The following is a 22,200-nucleotide window of genomic DNA, read 5'->3' as shown; positions in this document are numbered from 1 at the left end:
CGACGTCGCACGCAGGGGGCGAGGCACCCGTACCCGCCGAACCGCACGCGACGGTGTGGGCGGTGCTCGCCGCGTCGTTGGCCGTGCTCGGGGTCGTGGTGAGCGTGTGGCGGCCGGTCGCGCCGGGACTCCCGGCCTCGCTGCCGCCGCAGGCGACGTTCGACGCCGAACTGCTGGCCACCATCGCCGCCTACCGGGGTCCCCGCCTGGTGCTGGTGCCCTTGGTGACCGTGCTGTCGGTCGCGGTCCCGGTGGCGGTCGCGTGCTGGCCACGGGCGCAGGCGGTCGTGGCTCGTTGGACCGGGGATCGGGTCCGGGCCTCGTGGCGCGCCGGGGCGGTCGCCGTCGGGGTCGCCGCGCTGACCTGGGTGGTCTCCCTGCCCATCCTCGTGTGGCTCGGGGTCGTGCACGAGGGGCGGTGGGGGTTTCGGACCGCGACCCCGCTCGGGTGGTTGCGCGACCAGGTGCTGGTGGCCGGGGGCCGGTGGCTCGCGATCGGTCTCGGCGTGGTGGTCCTGCTCGCTGCCCGCCGCCGTTGGCCGCGGACCTGGCCCTACCGGCTGACGGCGGTGGCGACGCTGGCTGCGGGTGTGCTGGTGGTGGTGCACCCGGTGCTCCTGCAGCCGCTACTGCTGACGACGACGCCGCTACCGCCCGGTGAGACGCGGGACGCCGTCGAGGAGGTGCTCGCCGGGTCGAGCGCGGCCGACCTGCCCGTGGTGGTGGGCGACGCCAGCCGCCGGACCACCCGCGTCAACGCGCTCATCACCGGTCTCGGCCCGACCGAGCAGGTGGTGCTCTACGACACGCTGCTGGAGCTGCCCGCACCGCAGGTGGCCGCCGTCCTCGCGCACGAGCTGGCGCACCAGGAGCACGCTGACGTGGCCCGGGGGACGCTGCTGACCGCGACGGCCGCCCTGGCCGGCCTGCTGGTGCTGCGTCGTGTCCTCGACGCGCCGAGCGTGCAGCGACGGACCGCTGCGCGCGGTCCCGGGGATCCGAGGCTGGTCCTGGTGGTCGTCGCGGCCGCTGCGGTCCTCGAGCTGGTCGGCACGCCCATCGGGGGCGCCGTGTCGCGCCGCGTCGAAGCTGCCGCGGACCACCGCGCCTTCGAGCTCGGGGCCGACCCCGCGGAGGTGGTGCGCAACGTCCGAACCTTCGTGGTCCGTGACCTCGCAGCGCCCGACCCCGCGCCGCCCGTGCGGCTGCTCTACGGCACCCACCCCTCCCCGAGCGAGCGGATCCGGGCGGCGGTCCTGGCGGCCGAGCGTGCCGGCGACGACCTGCCCTCGCTGGAGGACCTGGTCGCCGAGGAGCGCACGATCCGTCATCCGCGTGCTGGTGCTGCACCGGAGGGGGCACACCCGTGAGGGCGGTGTGGGTGACCAACGACCTGCCCCCCCGCACGGGTGGCATCCAGCAGTTCGTGGGCAACCTGCTCGACCGGGTGCACCCGACCAGCACGGTCGTGGTCGGCCCCGCCGGTGAGGATGCGGCGGAGGTCGCCGCGCACGATGCCCGTCAGCCCTACCGGACGGTCCGGGCACCCGGCGCCGTGCTGCCGACGCCCGCTGTCCGGCGTCTCGTGACCGAGATCGCTCGAGAGCACCGGCCGGACGTGCTGGTCCTCGGCGCCTCGTGGCCGCTCGGTGAGTTGGCACCGCGGCTCGGCCGTGAGCTGCACGTCCCGGTGGTGGCGCTGTCGCACGGTCTGGAGGCGGGGCTCGCCACCATCCGGCTCGGTCGTCTCGTGCGGCGGGCGACCCGCGGCCTGGCGGCGTTGACCACCATCTCCGACTGGTGCGAGGAGCGTCTGGCGCCGCACGTCCGGGCCGACCGGATCGTCCGGGTGCCTCCCGGTGTCGACGTGGACCGGTTCCACCCCGGCGTCGACGGCCGGGCGCTGCGGCGGTCCTGGGGCGTCCCGGACGACGCCACGCTGGTGGGCTGCGTGTCGCGGCTGGTGCCGCGCAAGGGCCAGGACGTCCTGCTGGAGGTGTGGCCCGAGGTCCGCCGACGGCACCCGGACGCCTACCTGGCCCTCGTGGGGGAGGGGCCGATCGGCGACGACCTCGCGCGCGGTGCGGCGGCCCTCGGACCGGACACGGGGGTCGTGCTCCCCGGCCGGGTCGCCTGGGACGACCTGCCCGCCGCGCACGCGGCCGCGGACGTGTTCGCCATGCCCTGCCGGACCCGGCTGCTCGGCACGGACGTCGAGGGGCTCGGCATCGTCTACCTCGAGGCGCAGGCCGTCGGGCGTCCGGCCGTCGCCGGACGGTCGGGCGGAGCTCCCGAGGCCGTGCGCGACGAGGTGACCGGCAGCGTCGTCGACGGGCGGGACCGTGGCGCCGTGGTGGGGGCCCTCGATCGTTGGCTCACCGATCCCGCCGGTCGGCGTGCGGCCGGTGCCGCCGGACGCAGCTGGGTCGAGCAGGCCTGGACCTGGGAGGTCATCGCCGACCGCTTCGCCGGCCTGCTCGACGAGGTGGTCACGGACGCGCGACGGAGCGGGGCCGGCTCCTAGTCCTGCCCGGCCGCGGCGATCGACCTGCGTGGCCCGATCGTCACCGCCACCGGCAGGTGGTCGGACGCGGTGGTCCGCACGATCACGGGATCGGATGCGACGAGGTCGGAGGTGATCAGCACGTGGTCGAGGCGCAGGGTGGGGTCGTCGGCTGGCCACGTGGGCTCGTCGCCGGGCACGGCGTCGTCGAGGAAGGCGAGCGGTTCCAGCTCCGGGGCGTCCAACGGGGCGTTGAGGTCGCCGAGGACGGCCACGGCCAGGCCGCGGCTGCGGAGGCGTGACACCTCCGCGGCGACCGCCCGGGCCTGGGCGAGTCGGACCGCCGGTTCGGCCTCCACGTGGTGCAGGTGGGTGCCGACGATCGCCAGCGATCTGCCTTCGCCGAGGTCGACCACGGCGCTGACCTGGGATCGCGTCATCGCGGCGCCACCCCGCGGCAGGGCGCTGACGGTCACGTCGCTGATCGGCAGCCGGCTGAGGATGGCGTTGCCCCACACGTCGTCCGCGGCGGGCGCGAACGTCGCGTGCATGCCGGTCCGGTCGGTGAGCAGCCGCAGCAGGTCGTGGCCACCCTCGAGCAACCACCCCCGGTCCACCTCGTTGAGCACGACCACGTCGGCGCCGCTGGCGAGCAGGACGTCGGCCAGGGCATCGGGGTCGAACCGCCCGTCGACGTCGTAGCCGGCGTGCACGTTGTAGACCGCGACCCGGACGGGACCACCCGCCCTCGGCGACTGGCCGGGTTCCTGGGTCGCCGGGACGAGGAGGGCGGCCAGCCCGCCGACGACCACGAGGGCCGTCGCCGCCAACACCAGGGCGCCCTGCGGGACGTCGCGCACCCGGCGCGTGCGCTTGTCGTCCCGGGCGGCGGCGACGGACAGCCCGGCGAGCAGGACGGCGCCGGCCAGCAGCACGGCGCCGTTGGCGAACGGGAAGGCCAGCTCGTAGGCCGCGTAGTAGCCGAAGCCGAGCGCGAGCAGCAGGAGCAGCGAACCCGCGGCGGCCGCGGCACGTCGACGAGGTCCGGAGTCACCTGGACTGGTCTGGGTCCCGAGCACGAAGCCGATGGCCACGAGCAGCCCGAGCTGGGCGACGGCGGAGGAGGCGCCCACCGGCCGGATGGCACCGATGGTGGTCGCCACGACGAGCACGGCGCCGATGGTGCCGCTCACGCCCGCACCGACCGCGGGTGCCAGCGAGGCGGCCACGAGCGCGAGCGCGGTCGCGACGGCGAGCGCCAGCACCGCGGCCCGCGGTCCGATCCCCCCGGCCAACTCCAGGCGGGCGGGCGATGCCACCAGGACACCGGTCAGGACGATGGCGGGTCCGACGGCCAGCCACGGCCAGGCGGGGCCGCGGGTCCAGACCGGTGAGAAGTCACCGGCAGCGTCGAGCGGGCTCGGCCACCACAGCGGTACCCGCTCGGCCCGCTCGGCGACGACGATGGCGAACGCCGCGAGCCCGACCACGGCCACCGTTGCGCCGACCCCGCCGCGCCACACCAGGTCGAGCGTCCCGAGCGCCGCGTGCAGCACCGCTTCGAGGCCGAGGCCGAGCACGATCCCGACCCGGGCGAGGTGGCCGCTCGGACTCCCCGACGCGAGGGCGATGACCGCCGTCGCACCCCCGACGAGCGCCACGCTCGCGGTGCCGAGCTGAGGCCACCCGCCGTCGGTGAGCTGCAACGCCACCCGGGCGAGCGCCAGGACCACGACGCCGAGGCGCCAGAACACCTTCGCGCCGAGGCGCCGGACCAGGAAGACCACCGGCACCGGGAGGAGGAACCAGACGAGAGCGAACAGCCCCATCTGGACCGCGGGGGTGGTCCCGGCATCGCCGTAGACGTGGACCACCGACGGCAGCCACGCCCGGAGGACGCCGAGCAGGAGCACCGTCACGGTGGCGGCCGAGGCCACGAGCCACCCGCGGGTGGCCCAGCGCGACCCTTCGCCGGACGGTTCGATCGATGCGGCCTGCACCGACACGTCGGTCCCCGTTCGGCCGCCGGCGGACCCGGCGGCAGCGCCTTGGCCCCCGCCGGACGGACGGTGGCCGCGCGGATGGTAGGCGGCCGCGTCGCGCGTGGTGGTACCGGGTCGGCCGGCTACGTTCCACGGGCCGGCACACCGGCGTGGGGAGGCACTGCCCGGCCGGAACCGGCCGGGCGCAGACAGGCGGGACCGGAGGAGCGCACCGTGGTGGACGCTGTCGTCAGCATCGAGGGGGCCGAGCCGTGGTCCGCCTCCGGAGCGGGCGAGCGCGCCCGGACCGGGGTGGTCGTGCTGCACGGGTTCACGGGCAACCCGAACTCGACGCGGCCGCTCGGCCAGCGCCTCGCTGCGGAGGGCTACCGGGTCGAGGTGCCGCGCCTCCCCGGTCACGGCACCGACGTTCGGGACCTCGGCCGGACCCGCTACACCGACTGGGTCGACGCTGCCGAGTCGGTCGTCGAACAGGTCGCGGCCACCACCGACCACCTCGTCCTGGTCGGCCTGTCGCTCGGCGGGACGCTGACGCTCGACATCACCAGCCGCAGGACCGACCTGGTCGACGGCGCGGTGGTGATCAACCCGCAGATCCTCAACCCCGTGCAGCTGCTCGCCAAGCTGGCACCGGTGCTGCAGTTCGTCGCCCCGTACGTGCCGCGGGACCTCGCCGGGCTGCCGTCCGACGACATCGCACGCCCGACCGCGGACGAGCGCGCGTACGGCAAGGTGTCGGCCAAGGCAGCGCAGTCCATCATGCGTGAGCTGCCCCGCGTCCGACGCCAGCTCCCGCAGCTGACCCAGCCGCTGCTGGTGGCGTACTCCCCACAGGACCACTCCGTGCCGTGCGGCAACGCCCAGGCGTTGCGGGAGCTGATCGGACGCGCCGACGCACCGATCACCGAGCTGGTCCTGCCGCGCTCGTACCACGTGGCGACGCTGGACTACGACGCGCCGTTGCTCGAGGCCGAGACCGTCCGCTTCGTGGGCGAGATCGCGGCGACGTCGGCATCGCCCGCGTCGTGAGCTCGGTTGTCGCCCTCCACATCGACGACGACGGGTTCGTGCGTGCTCCCGCGCCGCTGGTCTACCGCCGGCTGACCCACGTCCTCGCGTGGCCAGAGTGGTGGCCCGGCATCCAGGTCGTCGAGCGTCCACGGGAGCGGGCGCCGGGTGCCGCGGCCGACACTGCACCTGACGAGGTGGTCGGGCTCGAGCTGGCGGGCGCCCCGGGGCGCCGGGTTCGGCTGACCGGCCGGCTGCACGCCTGGCGTCTCGACGCCGGGTTCGCGCTGGACCTGCGGGGTGACATCGAGGGCCGCGCGGAGTTCTGGCTCGAACCGGGATGGGGCGGCACCGTCGTGCACCACCTGGTCATCGCCTCGACCCGCCACCCTCGGCCGATGGCGGTCCACGCGGACTACCGCCGAGCGCTGCGCAGGGGGCTCTGGGCGCTCAAGGACCTCCTCGAGCTCGAGGTCCGGACCGGCGCGGGCCTCCTGCCGTGAGGTGCCCCGCCTGCGGCGCCCGCAACAGCGACGAGGCCGCGTGGTGCACCCAGTGCTACGCCGCGTTGCTGGGGTCCGGACCGGCGGAGCCACCCACTGCGGCACCCGGCCCGGTGGCACCGCCACCTGCCGCAGCGCCGCCACCGGGGACGCCCGGGCCGACCGGCTCGTCCCGGCCGGATGCCTCCACCCGGGACGTGCGCACGGTCGACGGGGAGGTGGAGTGGCGTTGCGGGACCTGCGACGGGTGGACCCACCTCGATCGGGCGACCTGCGCCACCTGCGGTGCACCACGCCGCGGGTTCGGCGAGCTGCCACCCCCGCCGTCCTTCGGGCCCGACGCGCGCAGCCGACTGGTGGCGGCCAGCGTCCTGTTGCCGGGCCTCGGCCACCTGGTGGCACGTCGGTTCGGGACCGGTCTGGCTCGACTGCTGCTCGCGGCCAGCTGGGCCATCGCCGCCCTGGTGGTGTTCCTCGGGGCCGGTGGCGGCCCCGGCCGGTTGCCCGCCGTCCCGCTCCTGCTCGGCACCCTCGTGGTGTGGGCCGGCTCCGTGGCCGACGTGGCGGCCATGATCGACGGCCGCCCCGAGCTGCTGCGGCCCCGGGTCCTGGCGTGGCTCACAGGGGGCGTCCTGCTCTCGCTGGTGCTGACCTCGGCGCTGGTTGCCGGTCGCGCGGCTCCGTGACGGACGTGCGGGTCCGTGACGGCCGTGCGGTCCGTGACGGCCGTGCCCGGTCCACCAGCGGGCCCGGGAGCGGGGTCGGCTAGCATCCGACGGTCCGGGTGCCCGGCGCCCGCCCGCCGTCTCCAGGAGCCCGACGCTGTCCCGCACCCCCACGCGCGTCCTCCTCTTCACCGGCAAGGGTGGGGTCGGGAAGACCTCCGTCGCCGCCGCGACGGCGGTGCGTGCAGCCGCTCGCGGCGCACGCGTGCTCGTCACGTCGACCGATCCGGCGCACTCGCTGGCCGATGCGCTCGACCGGCCGCTCGGGGACGCGGCGACGAGCATCGAGCTGGCCACGGGTGGGGCGCTGGCAGCGCAGCAGATCGACGCCCAGCAGCGCCTCGAGCGCCACTGGCGCGAGGTCCGCGACTACCTGGTGACCTTGCTGTCGTGGGGCGGGGTTGGCGAGGTCCAGGCCGAGGAACTGGTCCTGCTGCCCGGCCTCGACGAGCTGTTCGCCCTGATCGACCTGCGCGCCCAGGTCCGCTCGGGACGCTACGACCTCGTCGTGGTCGACTGCGCACCGACGGCCGAGACGCTCCGGCTCCTCAGCCTGCCGGACGCGCTGCGCTGGTACGTGGACCGCGTGCTCGGCCCGGGGCGACGCATCGCCCGGGCGATGCGTCCCCTGTCGCGTGCCCGGGGGGCTGCGGGCCTGCCGGTGCCCGAGGACGACGTCTTCGGGGCGGTGGACCGGGTCCACGCCGACCTCGCCGCCGTCCACGAGCTGCTGCAGGATCCGGCGCGGTCCTCGGTGCGCCTCGTGGTCAACGCCGAACGTCTCGTCGTCGCCGAGACGCAGCGCACCGCGACGGCGCTGTCGCTGTTCGGGTACGGCATCGACGCCGTGGTGGTCAACCGCCTCCTGCCCGACGCGATCACCGATCCGTACCTCGCGCGGTGGAAGCAGCGGCAGGCGGGCCACCTCGCGACGGTCCGTGCTGCCTTCGAGCCCACGCCGGTGCTGACCTCGCCGCTGTTCGACGACGAGCTCGACGGGGTGCAGGGGCTGGCGCGGCTCGGCGACGCGGTCTACGGCGACCTGGACGAGACCGCGGTCCTCGACGACAGCCGGCCGGTGACCATCGTGACCGACGGTGACGACCAGATCCTGCGGCTGTCGCTGCCGTTCACGGCCAAGGACGACGTCGACCTCCACCGACGCGGTCCCGACCTGCACCTCGCGGTCGCCGGGGTGCGGCGCACCGTGTCCCTCCCCGCGGCCCTGCAGCGTCGCGAGGTCGGGGGCGCGCGCTTCGTCGACGGTCACCTCGAGGTGCGGTTCGTCACGGTCGCCGATCCCGTCCCGAGCCCGGTGGCCTCGCCGTGAGCGCGACCGACCGGCCGTGGTGGGCCACCGACGACGACGCTGCCGGCCTCGACCCGGACCGCGACGTCGACCCGCTCGAGGCGCACCGTGCGGCGCGCCGCGGCGAACCGGTCGCCGAGGCTGGGGGACCGCGCTCCGCGGCCGGTCACACGCAGGCCGACGACGACACCGAGCCTGCCGCGTCCCGTCAGGCGCCGACCGACGACGGCAGCTGGTGGATCCCCGCGACCGAGGCGCTGACCCGGCTCGCACGGGACCTGGCGTCCTCGGCGACGGCCTCGCCCCCGCGCGGCCTGCTCGACGAGGAGCAGCTGGACGTCGACACCGACGAGCCCGCGGGGTCGGCCTCGGAGGGGCCCGCGGCCGGCCGCCCGGGTGGGGGCGGAGACGGCGGTGGAGGACACCGCATCGACGCGTGCGGGGTGTGCCCCATCTGCGTCGGGCTGCGTGCTCTCGGCGAGGCCCGACCGGATCTGGTGGGACACCTCACCGAGGCCGCGCGCCAGCTCGCGCTCGCCGTGCGGACGGTGGTGGACGCCGCCGCGCCGGACGACCAACCTGGCGACGCGACACCCACGGGGCCACGGCGCAGCGGGGGGCGGGATCGTCGTGCGGATGATCTGCACCGCATCGACCTGGACGACTGATGCCGGGACTCGCCCCTGCAGGACCCGCCGTGCACCGCCGCCGTGACCACCGCTCACCCCCGAACGACGAGGAACGCCCCATGACCGTGGCTGCGCTCGGGGTCGACGTCGGCGGGACGAAGCTGGTGGCCGCCACCCTGACGGCCGGGGGGCAGGTCATCGAACGCCGGCGTCTCGAGACGCCGGCACGCGACGCTGATCAGCTGGTGGCGACCCTCCGAGCGCTGATCGACGAGCTCGGCGGGGACGGTCTGCCGGTCGGCATCGGCGTGGCCGGCCTGATCGATCCGGCCGGACGGGTCCGCTACGGCCCCAACATCGGCGTGCGCGACCTGCCGCTGGCCGACCTGCTGCGGGACGTCGCCGGTGGTGAGGTGACCCTCGTCAACGACGCCAACGCGGCGGCCCTCGGTGAGCAACGAGCCGGGGCGGGACGGGGGCGCGATGCCGTGCTGCTGTTCACCCTCGGTACCGGCGTCGGCGGCGGCATCGTCCTCGGTGGTCAGCTCCAGGAGGGCGCGCACGGCTTCGGTGGCGAGGTCGGCCACCTCATCGTCGAGGACGGGGGCCGCCCCTGCCCCTGCGGGAACCGGGGCTGCATCGAGGCGTACGCCTCAGGTACGGCGATCGGCCTGGCGGCCCGCGACCGGCTGGTGGACCAGGAGGTCACCACGGCCCTGCGCGACGACACCGAGCTGACCGGGCGGTCGGTGACCGACGCGGCCATCGCCGGTGATGCGCTCGCCCAGAGCGTCCTGGTCGACGTGGGGCGGTGGCTCGGTGTCGCGGCGGCCGGGCTGGTCAACGTGCTCGACCCGGAGGTCATCCTCCTCGGTGGCGGCGCGGCCCGCAGCACGGCGCCGTGGATCGTCCCGGCCGCCAGGGCGGCGCTGGCGGAGCGCGTGCTCGGGGCTCAGATGCGACCGCTGCCCGCGATCGAACTCACCGAGCTCGGTGACGACGCCGGCATGATCGGCGCGGGCCTCCTGGCGCTGTCCCGTGCGCACCAGCCCGTGGGGGGCGGCAGGTGAGCTTCCCCCGCCAGCACGCACGCACCCGCCGGTTCAGCCTCGGCGTCCCACGGAGCGCGACCGTCGCACCGGATGGCGAGCGCGTCCTGTTCCTGCGCAGCGCCGGCGGTGAGGATCCCGTCACCTCGTTGTGGCAGCTCGACCTCGCGTCGCGGACCGAACGCTGCGTGCTGGACGCCGGCGACCTCGATGCCGACGACCGCGACCTCCCGCCCGAGGAGCGTGCCCGCCGCGAACGGGCGCGCGAGCTCGCCGGCGGGATCACCGCCTACGCCACCGACCGCGACGTCCAGCTGGTGGCCACCAGCGTGGGCGGTCGGCTGCACACCGTCGATCTTCCCACCGGCGCGGTGGTCGCCCACCCGACGGCTGGTCCGGTCTTCGATCCGCGTCCGTCGCGCGACGGGCGGCGCATCACCTACGTGTCCGACGACGCGCTGCACCTCGTCGACCTCGTCGCCGGGCCGGGCAGCCCCGGGGTGACCCGCCCGCTGGTGGTCGAGGACGGTGCGGCGTGGGGCCGGGCCGAGTTCATCGCCGCCGAGGAGATGGGGCGGGGGCGTGGTCACTGGTGGGGTCCGGACGGCACCCGCATCGCCGTCTGCCGCGTCGACGAGTCCGACGTCGCCCGCTGGCACCTCGGTGACCCGGGTTCCCCGGCCGCGACGCCGCCGACGATCCGCTACCCGGCGGCCGGCACCACCAACGCCGATGTGCGCTTGGCAGTCCTGGCGATCGAGGGTGGCCGCCGCATCGACGTCGTCTGGGATCGGGAGGCCTTCCCGTACCTGGCCCGTGTCGCCTGGGAGGACGGGCCGTTGACCGTCCAGGTGCAGAGCCGCGACCAGCGGACCGCCCAGGTGCTGACCGTCGATCCGGACACCGGGCGCACCACCCTGGTCCGCGAGCAGACCGACCCGCAGTGGGTGGAGCTGATCCCGGGCAGCCCCGCGTGGGCCGGGTCACGCCTCGTCACGGTCGAGGACGTGCTCGACCACGGGCCCGGTGGCTCCCGCGCCCTGCTGATCGACGGCGAGGTCGTCACCCCGGCCGGCCTCCAGGTCCGCTCGATCGTCCACGCCGACGATCAGGTCGTGACCTTCACCGCGTCCGGGGACGACCCGACGCAGGTGCACGTGTGGCGCTGGGCACCGGAGGTCGGCTGCTCGCGCGTCACCGGCGACGAGCCAGCGGTCCACGGGGCGGTCACCTACGCGAACGTCCAGGTCACCACCACCGCGTCCCTCCGGACACCGACGCCCCGGGTCACCGTCAGCTGGTCGACCTCGGACGGGGTGGTCGAGCGTCACGAGCTGACCTCGCACGCCGTCGAGCCGCTGGTCACACCGCGCGTCGAGATGCTGGAGCTCGGCCCGCGGTGCCTGCGCGCGGCGCTGCTGCGCCCGACCGACGACGACGGCACCTCGCCGCTCCCGGTGCTGCTCGATCCCTACGGCGGGCCGCACGCGCAACGTGTGCTCCACACCACCGGGGCGTACCTGACCTCGCAGTGGTTCGCGGACCAGGGGTTCGCCGTCCTGGTCGTCGACGGCCGCGGCACCCCCGGCCGCGGCCCCGGGTTCGAACGCGAGGTCCGCGGGGACCTCGCGACCGGGGTGCTGCAGGACCAGCTCGACGCCCTGGCCGCTGCCGCGGAGCACGAGCCCAGGCTCGACCTCGGACGGGTCGCCATGCGGGGCTGGAGCTTCGGTGGCTACCTGTCGGCCCTGGCCGTGCTGCGGCGTCCCGACGCCGTGCGTGCTGCCATCGCCGGTGCACCCGTCACCGACTGGCGCCTGTACGACACGCACTACACCGAGCGCTACCTCGGTCACCCCGACCAGGACCCGGGTGCGTACGAGGTGTCCTCGTTGGTGGACGGCGACGGCCGCCTCCTCGGCGCGGTCGTCCCTCCCGCGGACGGTCCGCCGCCGGAGCTGCTGCTGATCCACGGGCTCGCCGACGACAACGTCGTCGCGGCGCACGCCGTGCGGTTGGCCGCCGGGCTGATGGCGGCGGGTCGCCGCCACCGGTTCGTGCCCCTGTCGGGCGTCACGCACATCGCGGGGCAGGACGACGTGGCCGAGCAGCTCCTCCAGCTCCAGGTCGCGTTCCTGCACGAGGTGCTCGCCACCGGCGACTGACACGCAGGCAGGCACGGTGCGTGGCCACCCGTGGTGGGTGGTCACGCACCGTGTGGTCGATGCAGGTCGCGCTGACGAAGGCCGACGGACGGACAGCCGTGGCTCAGAACGGCGTCGTCGGGTCGACGGGGTCCGGCGGGTCGCCGGGGGGGTCGGTGGTCTGGGGGGGCGTCCGGTCGGGTGCGCGTGGCGGTGGGCTGCGGCGGGTGTCGCTGGCGTGTCGGTCGGGTGGTCCGCGGCGGCCGCCCCTGTCGAGGTCGACGGGTGGGCCGCGGTGGTGGTCGTCGGGTGGTCGCCAGGTGGTGGGGAGGGTGCGGACGGTCAGGCCGGTGCGGGGGTGGTGCCAGGTGCGGGTGCCGTCGGCGGTGCCGGTGGCGGTCCAGCCGTCGGCCTCTTTGCGGCGGTTGGCGGTGCGACAGAGGGGGGCGAGGTTGGCGATGTCGGTGGGGCCACCGGCGGTGGCAGGTACGGCGTGGTCGAGGTCACAGACGCGGGCGGCGGTGGGGCAGTTGCCGGGTTCGGTGCAGGTGTCGTGCACCGCGAGGGCCGCGTCGGCCAGCCAGCCAGGTGGCCGGCGGGTGCGGGTCCCGACGCCCACGACCTTGCCGTCCTCGAGCAGGACCAGGCGTAGGTCGGTGCCGTGCTCGTCGACCAGCCGTCGGGCCGTGCGGCTGTCGACGTGCATGACCCCACCGGCCAACGTCGTGAGCAGCTGGGCGGAGAGGCGATGGTCGCCGAGGAGGGTGTCGAGCTCGGCCCGCATGATCAGGGTGGGTGGCCGCACCGCACCAGCCCCACCCTCGCCGTGTCCGCCGTCGCTGCTGCCGGTCTGAGCGTGGTCTGTGGGGCCGCCGCGGCGGCACAGGTCGATCAGCCGGGCGGCGCGTGCCCGCCCTGCCGTCAGCCGGTTCGCGGCGAGGGCATCGTCATCGGGTCGGTCGCCGAACCGGTCGCGGGTGGCGGTCCCGAGGGGGCCGGGGTCGGTGACGGTGTCGAGGGCGGCGAACCCGACCGGTCCGAAGTCGCCGTGGAACCGGCCACCGGACCCGTCCAGACGTGGTTGCAGGACGAAGATGTCGTCCGGCACGACAGCCCCGTCGTCGTCACCGTCGTCGGACTGGAGGTCGGTCACCGTCCAGGACACCACGTTCGAGAGCGCGTCCGGGTCGGCGCCGGCAGCCCCGTCGATCGCACGGGCGAGGGCGGCGTCGAGCCGGTCGTCGAGGTGCCGTGGGGTGCGTTCGACCTTCAAGGCCACGGCGCGGACCTGGGACCAGGACACCTCGCCCGCAGCGAACGCCGTCCGCAACGTCGGGAGGCGTCGGCAGACCGCGGCAGCTGTGGTCAGCATGCGGCGGTCCGAGCGGGTGGAGCGGCCCACGATGGCCAACCACTGCTCCAACCCGACGCCCGTGGCGGCCGGCGCGACCCCGGCGTCCTCGAGCACGATCAGCGCCTCGACCAGCCGGGCGGTCATCCGCTCGGTGTCGACCGCCAGCTGCAGCAACGAGGCCAGCTCGAGCAGGCCCGCCAGCTCGGGCACCTCGGCCAGCACCGCCAGACCGAACGGCGGCTCGCAGACCGGCCCGGACGGCGGGTCGGTGCGGCCCGGACGGTCGTCCGGGTCAGGCGTGGCGGCGGCAGGTGTTCCCATCGCCAGCCATGATGCCGCACCGCTGTGACACCACCGCCGGCTGTCCACAGACCCGATCCGGCAGAGAGCGGACCCGGCCGTGGCACGTTCCGGTCAGCCGCCGCCCTGGGCCTCTTTGCCCAGCAGCCACACGACGGCGCCCACCGTGACGGCGAGCACGAACGTGGCCGTCGGGGGACCGATGATGACGGCGAGCACGAACCCGACGGCCCCGAGTGCGGCGGGCCGCCCGAAGCGACGGGATCGTGCGCTGGTGCCGGCACGCTGGGGCTTGCGAGCGGCACCGGCGGGCTTCTTGGCCGGCCGGCCACGCTTCGGCTTGGTGCCAGGGGGGTCCTCGACGGCACGCAGGCGACGGCCCCGGGAACCGCTGCTCGGGCGTGCCGCCTTCGCGATGGTGTCCATCTGCGCGACGAGGGTCGCGTGCGCGCGGTCACCCTCATCGTCGGGCACGGTCACGTGGACGCCGTCCCGGCCTCGGCGGGCTTCGGGGTGCAGGCCCGCCGTGTGCAGGACCTCGAGCAGGACAGTCGCCTGCTCGGCGGGCCACGTGCCCAGATCGGCCGCCACGCTCGCTCCTCCACCGTCCCGACGTCGGTCGTCGGGGATCTGCGTCGGGGTCTGTTCGGACGGGCCACCGCGCGCGGTGGTCGCCGTCGTTCGGGCCGTGCGGCCCAGGGTTCCCGGGGGCACCCCGTCGTACGGCTTCCTCGCGGACGCTCGACGGTCGCCGTGCCGGCTGCGTAGGCTAACCCCCGTGGACCCACCACCGGACGCAAGGGAGCGGGCGGGCGGTCGGGTCCGGAGCGACGAGGAGCGACACGTGCCAGGACTCAAGGACGCACCACGGATGTACCGGGTGCTCAAGCAGGTCCTGCCCCCGATCACCAACCGCTACTTCCGCACCCGGGTCGAGGGGCTGGACGAGCACGTACCGCTGGATGAACCGGCCATCCTGGCGTGCAACCACCTGTCGTTCATCGACTCGATCCTGCTGCCCGTCGCCATCCCGCGGCCGGTGTACTACCTCGGCAAGGCCGACTACTGGGACTCGTGGAAGACGCGCTGGTTCTTCCAGGGCACCGGGGTCGTGCCGGTCCAGCGCGCCGGGAAGGGCAGCGGGGATGCCGCGCTCGCGACGGGCGTCGACATCCTCCGGCGCGGTGAGCTGCTCGGCATCTACCCCGAGGGGACCCGCAGCCCCGACGGTCGGCTCTACCGCGGCAAGACCGGGCCCGTGCGTATGGCGCTCGAAGCGGGTGTCCCGATCATCCCCTGTGCCGTGCTCGGCACCGACCGGGCCATGCCGACCGGCAAGTACATCCCGAACCGTCACCCCGTGACCGTGCGGTACGGGGCGCCGCTGGACTTCTCGCGGTACGCCGACCGACGGACCGACCCGTTCGTGCTGCGGTCCGCGACCGACGAGCTGATGTTCGAGATCATGCTGCTCTCGGAGCAGGAGTACGTCGACGAGTACGCCGCGAAGGTCAAGTCCGGCCACGTGCGGCTCGGTGAGGACGAGGCCGGCGGGACCACCGTCGAGATCGACGTGACCGACGAGACGACCTCGCGCCGCGCCGGCTGAGACCGCCCCACCGCACCCGGCTGAGACCGCCCGACGCCCTGTGCCGGTCGGATCAGGCGCCGTCGGGCTCGAGGTCGAGGCTCGCCGAGTTGATGCAGTAGCGCAGGCCCGTTGGCTGGTCGGGCGCGTCGTCGAAGACGTGGCCGAGGTGGCCGCCGCAGGTCGTGCACACCACCTCCACGCGACGCATGCCGAGCGAGCGGTCCTCGACCTCGCCGACCGCGGCGTCGTCCACCGGGGCGTAGAAGCTCGGCCAGCCGCAGTGGGCGTCGAACTTGGTCTCCGAGGAGAACAGGGGCGTTCCGCACCCGGCGCAGCGGTAGGTGCCGTCGTCGGTGGTGTCCCAGTAGGCACCGGTGAAGGGCCGCTCGGTGCCCTGCTGGCGGAGCACGGCGTACTGCTCGGGGGAGAGCCGCTCGCGCCACTCGGCGTCGGTCAGCTGCACGGGTTCGGACACGGTCGTCGCGCTCCTCGGCTCGGTCGCTCGCCCGAGGGTACGGAGCCGACCGGGCGGCGGAGGGGTGCTGTTCCCCGTGCCTAGGATGCAGGTGACCGCCGCTGCCGTGACGACGAGGACGACGACCCCATGGTGTCCCGCATCGGGATCCTGACGGGTGGGGGAGACTGCCCCGGTCTCAACGCCGCGATCCGTGCGATCGTGCGGCGTGCCGACCTCGGCAACGTGTCCACCTACGGCTTCCGGGCCGGCTGGCGCGGTGTGCTGCAGGGCAGCGTCGAGCAGCTGACGATCTCGTCGACCCGCGGGTTGCTGCACCGCGGCGGCACGATGCTCGGGACCTCGCGGGTCGATCCCTACCGGGAGGAGCGGGGGCCCGAACGCATCCGTGAGGCGCTCGAGGTCTACCGCCTCGACGGGCTCGTGGTCATCGGTGGCGAGGGAACGCTGGCGGCCTCGCACCGGCTCGCGGAGGACGAGGGGCTGCCGATCCTCGGTGTCCCCAAGACCATCGACAACGACGTGGGCGGGACCGACCTGACCATCGGGTTCCTCACCGCCGTGCGGACCGCGACCGAGGCGGTCGATCGGCTGCACTCCACCGCTGAGTCGCACGACCGGGTCATGGTCCTGGAGGTCATGGGTCGCCACGCGGGTTGGATCGCCACCTACGCGGGCATGGCCGGCGGTGCCGACGCCATCCTCGTGCCCGAGGTGCCGTTCGACATCGATGCGGTCGGACGTCACCTCAAGCACCGCGCGGGGATGGGTCGCGACTTCTCCATCGTGGTCGTCGCCGAGGGGGCGCTGCCGAAGGAGGGCACCCTGGAGCTCGAGGCGCCGCCGCTCGACGAGTTCGGTCGCCCGAAGCTCGGTGGTATCGGCCACACGATCGCGCACGAGATCGAGCAGCGCACCGGCTTCCCCGCCCGGGTCACCATCCTCGGCCACGTGCAGCGCGGGGGCAGCCCGACACCGATGGACCGCGTCCTCGCGACCCAGATGGGGGTGAAGGCGGCAGAGTTCGCGATGGACGGGGCGTGGGGGACCATGACGGCCTACCGCGACAACGGCGTGGTCCCGATCCCCCTCGCCGAGGCGACCGCCCACCTCAAGACCGTGCCGGCTGACCTGTTCGCGGTCGCCGAGACCTTCTTCGGATGATGTCGATGACCACCCCGCCTCTGGAGCTCGCCGTCGACGTTGCCCATCGCGCCGGCGCCCTGCTCGTGCGGTACGCCGCGGAGCTACGCGACGGGGTCGACCTCGGCGTCTCGACCAAGTCCTCGGCCAGCGACCCGGTCAGCGAGGCCGACCGCGCGGCCGAGCGGCTCATCGCCGGGGGACTGCTCGACGCCCGGCCCGACGACGGGCTGCTCGGGGAGGAGGGGCAGGCGTCGCGTCCCGGCACGTCCGGGTACCGGTGGGTGGTCGACCCCCTCGACGGCACGGTCAACTTCCTCTACGGCCGGCCGACCTGGTGCGTGTCGATCGCGTGCGAGGACGCCGACGGCACGGTCGTCGGCGTGGTGCACGCACCGCAGCTCGGCGAGACGTGGACCGCCACACGCGGCGGAGGTGCTCGGCGGCACGAGACCGGCCACGTCCTCGCCGTCTCGGAGGTCACCGAGCTCGGCGAGTGCCTCGTGGCCACCGGGTTCTCCTACGACCCGCTGGTGCGAGCTGACCAGGGACGTGCCGTCGCGGACCTGGTACCACGGGCCCGCGACGTGCGGCGCGACGGCTCGGCGGCGCTCGACCTGGCCTGGGTCGCCGCAGGGCGGGCCGACGGCTACGTCGAGGCCGGCCTGAACCCCTGGGACTGGGCGGCTGGGCGCCTGCTGGTCACCGAGGCCGGCGGGCGGGTCTCGACGGCGTCGTGGACCCTCGGCGGCCGGTCCCGGGCGGCGGTCGTCGCCGGGGGTGCTGCGGCGCACGACCACCTCCTGGCGTGGCTCGAGGAGCGACCGTGAAGGTCGTGGATCTGCGCAGCGACACCGTCACGCGGCCGACCGCGGCGATGCGGCGGGCGATCGCGGCCGCCGACGTCGGCGACGACGTCTACGGCGAGGACCCGACCGTCCGGGCGCTCGAGGAGCGTGTGGCGGGGTGGTTCGGACGCGAGGCGGCGGTGTTCACCCCGTCGGGGACCATGGCCACCCAGGTGCTGATGCGTGCGCTGACCACCCCCGGCAGCGAGGTCGTCTGCGAGTCCGACGCCCACGTGGTCGCCTACGAGGCCGGCGCGTCCGCCATCAACGCCCAGGTGCAGTTCCGCACCGTCGACGGGGTGCGGGGTCGGCTGGATCCGGACGTGGTGCGGGCGGCGCTGCGGCCGGCGGCCTTCCCCTACACCGAGGTGGCGGCGATCAGCGTCGAGGAGACCACCAACCGCGGGGGAGGGGCGGTGCACGGCCTGGATCGGCTCCGGGCGCTGCGCGCGGTGGCGGACGAGCGGGGGCTGGCCCTGCACGGCGACGGGGCCCGGATCTGGCACGCGCTCGTGGCCACCGGCGACGACCCGGTCGCCGTGGGGCGCACCTTCACCGCGTTCAGCGTGTGCCTCTCCAAGGGGCTGGGGGCACCGGTGGGGTCGCTCGCGATCGGGGACGCGGCCGTCATCGAGGTGGCCCGCCGGTGGCGGTGGCGGTTCGGCGGCGGGATGCGGCAGGCGGGGATCCTGGCCGCAGCCGGTCTGCACGCGCTCGACCACCACGTCGACCGCCTCGCCGAGGATCACGACAACGCCCGCCACCTCGCTACCCGGATCGCCGATGCCATGCCCGGTGCGGTCGATCTCGACGAGGTCGAGACCAACCTGGTCTACATCCGCACGGGCGACCGGCCCGCGGCCGAGGTGATCGACGCCCTCGGGGCCAGCGGCGTGCGCATCGGCGCGATGGGGCCACACCTGCTGCGCGCGGCCACCCATCTCGACGTCGACCGGGCCGGCGTTGACCGCGCCGCCGACGCGCTCATCGCCGAGCTCAGCATCCGGTGAGTCCGGCCGCGCGTGTCGATGGGAGCGGCCCGATGGTCCGCACCCGTTCCCCGGAGGAGCGTGGGCATGGGGAGTGACAGCTTCATCGAGGACATCGATGTGCTCATGCAGCGTCTGCTCACCGATCTCGGCTCGGCTGCACGGTTGGAACGTGTCGCCAGCTGGGGTGACGCCGGGTGGAAGCTGGTGCCGGTCCGCCGTACGGCCGCGCCCGTGTGGGTCGAGGCGAGCCGGGAGCCCGCCACCGTCGATGTGTCCTTCGGGAGGGGAGATGGGTCCGGCATCGAGCTCGGCTACAGCGGAAGGGCCACGGGTGCGGAGGTGCTCGATGAACTCGAGACGGTGCTCCGCTCGATCATCGCGGGGCGGCTGGTCGAGGAGATCAGGCGCGGCGGCAGCTCGCGGTGGCGGCTCGAGCTGCCGGATGGTCGCGTCCAGCGAGGTTCCGGCGGGTGGCTGTTCCCGGTGTTCCCCTGGACGCGCACCGAGACCGTCACCTACGACCGCTACGTGGCGATCGGCCGGTAGCCGCCCACCCCGAGCGAGCGTTCCGACCATCGAGCTGACGACACCCGGCGGGAGGCCCAGAGCCGGTGCAGCCCGCTCAGGCGTCGCCCGTCGAGCGGCGGCGGGCCACGACGGCGGCGGCGGTGATGGTCACGAGCAGGAGAGCGACGGTCACCGCCAGCGGCGACGGTCCGCCACCTCGGTCGCCCGGCGCGGCCGCCCCCGCCTCGGGGCGATCGCCATCACCGAGGGTGGTCAGGTCCTCGGCGGCGTCGGCGGTCGGTGCTGTCCGGTCGCAGAGGTTGGTCAGCAGCCGACCCTCGGCGTCGAGGACGGCGTAGACCAGCTCCTCGCGGCCCACCTCGAACGGGTACCCACACGCCGCGGAGTCCGTCGCGGTGTGCACCTCGACCTCGCTCGGGACCTGGCCGCTGTACACCGCCTCGACCGTCAGGCGGGCGACGGCCTGGCCACCCCGGTCGGTGATGTCGGTGACCGCGCCGGTGAACACCGCGTCGGCCTCGCGCAGCGCCGTCTCGGGAGGAGGGGGTGGGGCGCAGCTGCACGCGTGTGCGGTGCCCGGCGCGACGAGGGCGAGGCTCACCACGGCCGCGATCAGCACCACGAGCCGGAGGGTCCTGGACCGGAAGGGGGTGGGTGCGAGCAGCATCGTGGGTCTCCGTCGGTGACCGGTCGTCGGTCGTCGGTCGTCGGTCTGCGGTCGGGTCGTCGGTCGGTCCAGTGGGACGTCCCTGCTCGCGTGACGGTTGCACGACCGGCCGGCCGAGGTGACCGGCCGTACGCAGGGTGACCCGGCTCCGGACCTCGTCGCGACCTGGCAACGTGCCGTGGCACGACGGACCCCTCCGGGGGCACCTGCCCACCGTGATCACCACCGACCGCTGGAGCCTCGACGTGGAACTGCTCGTGACCGGTGCGACGGGGTACGTCGGTGGCCAACTGGTGCCCCGGCTGCTCGCGGAGGGCCACACGGTCCGGTGCCTCGTCCGTGACGCCGAGGGGTTGCCCGCCCCCTGGCGGGACCGCGTGCGGGTGGTGACGGGCACCGTGGAGGACGAGGGCGCCGTGTTGCGGGCCGCCGACGGGGCGGACGCGGCCTACTTCCTGGTCCACGGTCTCGAGCACCGCATCGGTGGCCTCCTCGAGCGCGAGGTCCGTGCGGCGGCCTCGTTCCGCGACGGGGTCGAGGCGGGCGGCGTGGGGCGGGTGATCTACCTCGGCGGCCTGGTCGACGAGGAGGACATCGCCCGGACCTCACCGCACCTGTACGCCCGACAGCAGGCGGGGCAGACGCTCCGGGACGGCCCGGTGCCGGTCACCGAGCTGCGCGCCGGGATCGTCCTCGGGGCGGGAAGCTCGTCGTTCCAGCTGCTGCGCACGGCGGCGTCGACCCCCGTGACGGTCCGGGCACGCCTGACCCGCTCGCTGACGCAGCCGATCGCCGAAGCGGACCTGCTCGAGCTGCTCGTCGCCGTGCTCGACGATCCGCGGGTGACCTGGCAGATCCTCGACGTCGGCGGTCCCGAGGTGCTGACCTACGGTGAGCTGGTCGCTCGGGTCCGCGAGGCCGGCGGTGCTGCGCCGGCCCTCAGCGTCCCCGTGCCGTACCTGCCGCCCGAGATCGTGGCGTCCGGCGCAGTCCTGCTCAGCCGACTGGACCCGACGCTGGTGCTCCCGCTCCTGCGGTCGGCGGAGGAGGACGCGGTCGTCCACGACGGGTTGGCCCGGGAGCTGTACCCGGACCTCGGCACCACGTCGGTGGACGAGGCCATCGCCGCGGCGCTCGCCGAGGTGCAGCGGCAGCGCGATGCCGCGGTCGCCGGCTGACGACCGCGGCGCGACGCGTCAGGCGGTCGCGGAACGGCCCCACGCGCCGGCACGCCGGGACTTGTCCGGCGCAGCGACCTCGCGGTTGCCCGCCGCCGCGTAGGTCGCGACGGTCTCGCGCAGGGTGAGCAGGTCGTCCTTGACCAGCGCCTGGGGGCCGTCGCACAGCGCGGCCTCGGGGCGCGGGTGGACGTCGATGATGATCCCGTCGGCTCCGACCGCGATGGCTGCCCGGGTCAGCGGCAGCACCAGGTCGCGCTTGCCGCCCGAGTGGGACGGGTCGATGATCACGGGCAGGTGCGTCAGGGACTGCGCCACGGGGACGGCGGACACGTCGAGGGTGTTGCGCGTCATCGGCTCGTAGGTGCGGATGCCCCGCTCGCAGAGGACGACCTGCAGGTTGCCGGTGTGAGCGATGTACTCGGCCGCCATGATCCACTCGTCGATCGTGGCGGTCAGCCCACGCTTGAGGAGGACGGGCTTGCCCGCCATCCCGACCTCCTTGAGGAGCTGGAAGTTCTGCATGTTGCGGGCGCCGACCTGCAGCATGTCGGCCTTGGCCGCCACCGTGTCGACGTCGGCGGGGGTGACGACCTCGGTCACGAACGGCAGGTCGAGGTCGCGTGAGACCCCGTGCAGGATGTCGAGCCCTGCCTCGCCGAGGCCCTGGAAGGCGTACGGCGAGGTACGAGGCTTGTAGGCGCCTCCGCGGAGGATCGCGGCCCCGGACTCCTTGGCCATCCGGCACGCGGCGTCGGTCTGCTCCTCGGTCTCGACCGCGCACGGGCCGGCGATGAGCGTGACCGTGTCGCGTCCGATGGGGACGTCACCGACCCAGACCGTCGACGGCCGAGGATGGGCGTCGTTGGACACCAGCTTGTACGGCTTGCTGACCCGGATGACGTCCTCGACGCCCGGGAAGGCGTGGAGCGGCAGCTCGGCGAACTGGGCCAGGTCGCCGACCAGACCGATGATCGTCTGGTGGCGGCCGCGTGAGACGAACGCCTCACCGCCGATATCGGAGATGGCGTTGACGACCTTGTCGACATCGGCATCGTTCGCGCCGGGGCGCATGACCACGACCATCGTGGTGTCCTCTCTCGTCACGGCTCGCTCCCCGGTCCGGCGCCACCCCGGTGGACCGGTGGTGGCGGGGCGCCGCCCGAACGATGTGAGCCCCGGGCGGTGTCCCCCGGGGCTCGAACGTCTCGGTGTGTGTGGGCTCCTACGAGACGTGCGCGACCCCGGGGT

The 22,200-nt window shown here is 74.6% G+C and carries 21 protein-coding genes; 15 read left to right on the top strand and 6 right to left on the bottom strand.

The window, feature by feature from the left end; genetic code table 11:
* The first annotated feature begins 62 nt into the window (after nucleotides 1-62).
* A complete protein-coding gene (locus tag NITAL_RS19205; protein WP_169786901.1) occupies nucleotides 63-1,370 on the top strand; it encodes a M48 family metalloprotease in 1,308 nt (435 codons plus the stop codon).
* A complete protein-coding gene (locus NITAL_RS19200; protein ID WP_052667764.1) occupies nucleotides 1,367-2,524 on the top strand; it encodes a glycosyltransferase family 4 protein in 1,158 nt (385 codons plus the stop codon). Before NITAL_RS19205 ends, NITAL_RS19200 begins: the two co-directional genes overlap by 4 nt.
* On the opposite strand, the gene NITAL_RS19195 is transcribed toward NITAL_RS19200, so the two are convergent.
* Entirely contained in the window at nucleotides 2,521-4,503 is a 1,983-nt protein-coding gene (locus tag NITAL_RS19195; protein ID WP_157041961.1) for an endonuclease/exonuclease/phosphatase family protein, read from the bottom strand. The two genes, NITAL_RS19200 and NITAL_RS19195, sit on opposite strands and share 4 nt — an antisense overlap.
* Before the next feature lie 216 nt (nucleotides 4,504-4,719).
* Here NITAL_RS19195 and NITAL_RS19190 point away from each other — a divergent pair, with 216 nt between their 5' ends.
* The 7 genes from NITAL_RS19190 (at nucleotide 4,720) to NITAL_RS19160 (ending at nucleotide 11,894) form a co-directional block, all read left to right on the top strand.
* Complete coding sequence (locus tag NITAL_RS19190) at nucleotides 4,720-5,535, top strand: alpha/beta hydrolase (RefSeq protein ID WP_052667761.1); 816 nt, start codon at nucleotides 4,720-4,722, stop codon at nucleotides 5,533-5,535.
* Nucleotides 5,532-6,017, top strand: coding sequence for an SRPBCC family protein (locus NITAL_RS19185; protein ID WP_052667759.1), 486 nt, complete (start codon nucleotides 5,532-5,534; stop codon nucleotides 6,015-6,017). The genes NITAL_RS19190 and NITAL_RS19185 overlap by 4 nt, the downstream gene beginning before the upstream one ends.
* A gap of 197 nt (nucleotides 6,018-6,214) precedes the next feature.
* Nucleotides 6,215-6,703 (top strand): hypothetical protein, encoded by a 489-nt coding sequence (locus NITAL_RS19180; RefSeq protein ID WP_052667758.1) that lies wholly within the window; start codon nucleotides 6,215-6,217, stop codon nucleotides 6,701-6,703.
* Between the two features lie 136 nt (nucleotides 6,704-6,839).
* Nucleotides 6,840-8,072 carry an ArsA family ATPase gene (locus tag NITAL_RS19175; protein WP_052667757.1) on the top strand — a complete coding sequence of 411 codons (1,233 nt, stop codon included), beginning with the start codon at nucleotides 6,840-6,842 and terminating at the stop codon, nucleotides 8,070-8,072.
* Nucleotides 8,069-8,719, top strand: a complete 651-nt coding sequence (locus NITAL_RS19170; RefSeq protein ID WP_052667755.1) for a hypothetical protein — start codon at nucleotides 8,069-8,071, stop codon at nucleotides 8,717-8,719. The genes NITAL_RS19175 and NITAL_RS19170 overlap by 4 nt, the downstream gene beginning before the upstream one ends.
* Before the next feature lie 80 nt (nucleotides 8,720-8,799).
* Nucleotides 8,800-9,750, top strand: coding sequence for an ROK family protein (locus NITAL_RS19165; protein ID WP_169786900.1), 951 nt, complete (start codon nucleotides 8,800-8,802; stop codon nucleotides 9,748-9,750).
* On the top strand, nucleotides 9,747-11,894 hold the full coding sequence (locus NITAL_RS19160; RefSeq protein ID WP_052667752.1) for a S9 family peptidase: 2,148 nt from the start codon (nucleotides 9,747-9,749) through the stop codon (nucleotides 11,892-11,894). The genes NITAL_RS19165 and NITAL_RS19160 overlap by 4 nt, the downstream gene beginning before the upstream one ends.
* Nucleotides 11,895-11,997: 103 nt before the next feature.
* Here NITAL_RS19160 and NITAL_RS19155 read toward each other — a convergent pair whose 3' ends face one another.
* The gene (locus NITAL_RS19155) at nucleotides 11,998-13,548 is read right to left on the bottom strand and encodes an HNH endonuclease signature motif containing protein (RefSeq protein ID WP_052667750.1); all 1,551 of its coding nucleotides are present in this window, start codon (nucleotides 13,546-13,548) and stop codon (nucleotides 11,998-12,000) included.
* A 93-nt stretch (nucleotides 13,549-13,641) separates the two neighbouring features.
* Nucleotides 13,642-14,118 carry a hypothetical protein gene (locus NITAL_RS19150; protein ID WP_052667749.1) on the bottom strand — a complete coding sequence of 159 codons (477 nt, stop codon included), beginning with the start codon at nucleotides 14,116-14,118 and terminating at the stop codon, nucleotides 13,642-13,644.
* A 253-nt stretch (nucleotides 14,119-14,371) separates the two neighbouring features.
* Between NITAL_RS19150 and NITAL_RS19145 the strand changes: the two genes are divergently transcribed.
* Nucleotides 14,372-15,136 carry a lysophospholipid acyltransferase family protein gene (locus NITAL_RS19145; protein ID WP_211262519.1) on the top strand — a complete coding sequence of 255 codons (765 nt, stop codon included), beginning with the start codon at nucleotides 14,372-14,374 and terminating at the stop codon, nucleotides 15,134-15,136.
* A 52-nt stretch (nucleotides 15,137-15,188) separates the two neighbouring features.
* Here NITAL_RS19145 and msrB read toward each other — a convergent pair whose 3' ends face one another.
* Complete coding sequence (gene msrB, locus NITAL_RS19140) at nucleotides 15,189-15,593, bottom strand: peptide-methionine (R)-S-oxide reductase MsrB (protein WP_052667747.1); 405 nt, start codon at nucleotides 15,591-15,593, stop codon at nucleotides 15,189-15,191.
* 129 nt (nucleotides 15,594-15,722) lie between these two features.
* Between msrB and NITAL_RS19135 the strand changes: the two genes are divergently transcribed.
* The 4 genes from NITAL_RS19135 (at nucleotide 15,723) to NITAL_RS19120 (ending at nucleotide 19,122) form a co-directional block, all read left to right on the top strand.
* Nucleotides 15,723-16,757 (top strand): 6-phosphofructokinase, encoded by a 1,035-nt coding sequence (locus tag NITAL_RS19135; protein WP_052667746.1) that lies wholly within the window; start codon nucleotides 15,723-15,725, stop codon nucleotides 16,755-16,757.
* Nucleotides 16,757-17,566, top strand: coding sequence for an inositol monophosphatase family protein (locus NITAL_RS19130; RefSeq protein WP_425413697.1), 810 nt, complete (start codon nucleotides 16,757-16,759; stop codon nucleotides 17,564-17,566). The genes NITAL_RS19135 and NITAL_RS19130 overlap by 1 nt, the downstream gene beginning before the upstream one ends.
* The gene (locus NITAL_RS19125; protein WP_157041960.1) at nucleotides 17,563-18,594 is read left to right on the top strand and encodes a threonine aldolase family protein; all 1,032 of its coding nucleotides are present in this window, start codon (nucleotides 17,563-17,565) and stop codon (nucleotides 18,592-18,594) included. The genes NITAL_RS19130 and NITAL_RS19125 overlap by 4 nt, the downstream gene beginning before the upstream one ends.
* A gap of 66 nt (nucleotides 18,595-18,660) precedes the next feature.
* Complete coding sequence (locus NITAL_RS19120) at nucleotides 18,661-19,122, top strand: hypothetical protein (protein ID WP_052667743.1); 462 nt, start codon at nucleotides 18,661-18,663, stop codon at nucleotides 19,120-19,122.
* Nucleotides 19,123-19,198: 76 nt separating this feature from the next.
* On the opposite strand, the gene NITAL_RS19115 is transcribed toward NITAL_RS19120, so the two are convergent.
* Nucleotides 19,199-19,771 carry a hypothetical protein gene (locus NITAL_RS19115; protein ID WP_052667741.1) on the bottom strand — a complete coding sequence of 191 codons (573 nt, stop codon included), beginning with the start codon at nucleotides 19,769-19,771 and terminating at the stop codon, nucleotides 19,199-19,201.
* A gap of 215 nt (nucleotides 19,772-19,986) precedes the next feature.
* Between NITAL_RS19115 and NITAL_RS19110 the strand changes: the two genes are divergently transcribed.
* On the top strand, nucleotides 19,987-20,949 hold the full coding sequence (locus NITAL_RS19110) for an NAD(P)H-binding protein (RefSeq protein WP_169786899.1): 963 nt from the start codon (nucleotides 19,987-19,989) through the stop codon (nucleotides 20,947-20,949).
* An 18-nt stretch (nucleotides 20,950-20,967) separates the two neighbouring features.
* Here the strand turns inward: NITAL_RS19110 and aroF are convergent, their stop codons facing one another.
* Nucleotides 20,968-22,035: a 3-deoxy-7-phosphoheptulonate synthase gene (aroF, locus tag NITAL_RS19105; RefSeq protein ID WP_052667738.1), complete on the bottom strand. Its 1,068-nt coding sequence runs from the start codon at nucleotides 22,033-22,035 to the stop codon at nucleotides 20,968-20,970.
* Nucleotides 22,036-22,200: the final 165 nt, after the last annotated feature.

It is taken from the genome of Nitriliruptor alkaliphilus DSM 45188, assembly GCF_000969705.1.
GTDB lineage: Bacteria > Actinomycetota > Nitriliruptoria > Nitriliruptorales > Nitriliruptoraceae > Nitriliruptor > Nitriliruptor alkaliphilus.
This window is presented reverse-complemented; position numbering and strand designations above follow the sequence as displayed.

Excerpts from the sequence above, each read along its gene's own strand:
- NITAL_RS19165 (WP_169786900.1), top strand. The coding sequence starts at position 8,800 with ATGACCGTGGCTGCGCTCGGGGTCGACGTCGGCGGGACGAAGCTGGTG.
- NITAL_RS19155 (WP_052667750.1), bottom strand. The coding sequence starts at position 13,548 with ATGGGAACACCTGCCGCCGCCACGCCTGACCCGGACGACCGTCCGGGC.
- NITAL_RS19135 (WP_052667746.1), top strand. The coding sequence starts at position 15,723 with ATGGTGTCCCGCATCGGGATCCTGACGGGTGGGGGAGACTGCCCCGGT.
- NITAL_RS19130 (WP_425413697.1), top strand. The coding sequence starts at position 16,757 with ATGTCGATGACCACCCCGCCTCTGGAGCTCGCCGTCGACGTTGCCCAT.
- NITAL_RS19120 (WP_052667743.1), top strand. The coding sequence starts at position 18,661 with ATGGGGAGTGACAGCTTCATCGAGGACATCGATGTGCTCATGCAGCGT.
- NITAL_RS19115 (WP_052667741.1), bottom strand. The coding sequence starts at position 19,771 with ATGCTGCTCGCACCCACCCCCTTCCGGTCCAGGACCCTCCGGCTCGTG.
- aroF (WP_052667738.1), bottom strand. The coding sequence starts at position 22,035 with ATGGTCGTGGTCATGCGCCCCGGCGCGAACGATGCCGATGTCGACAAG.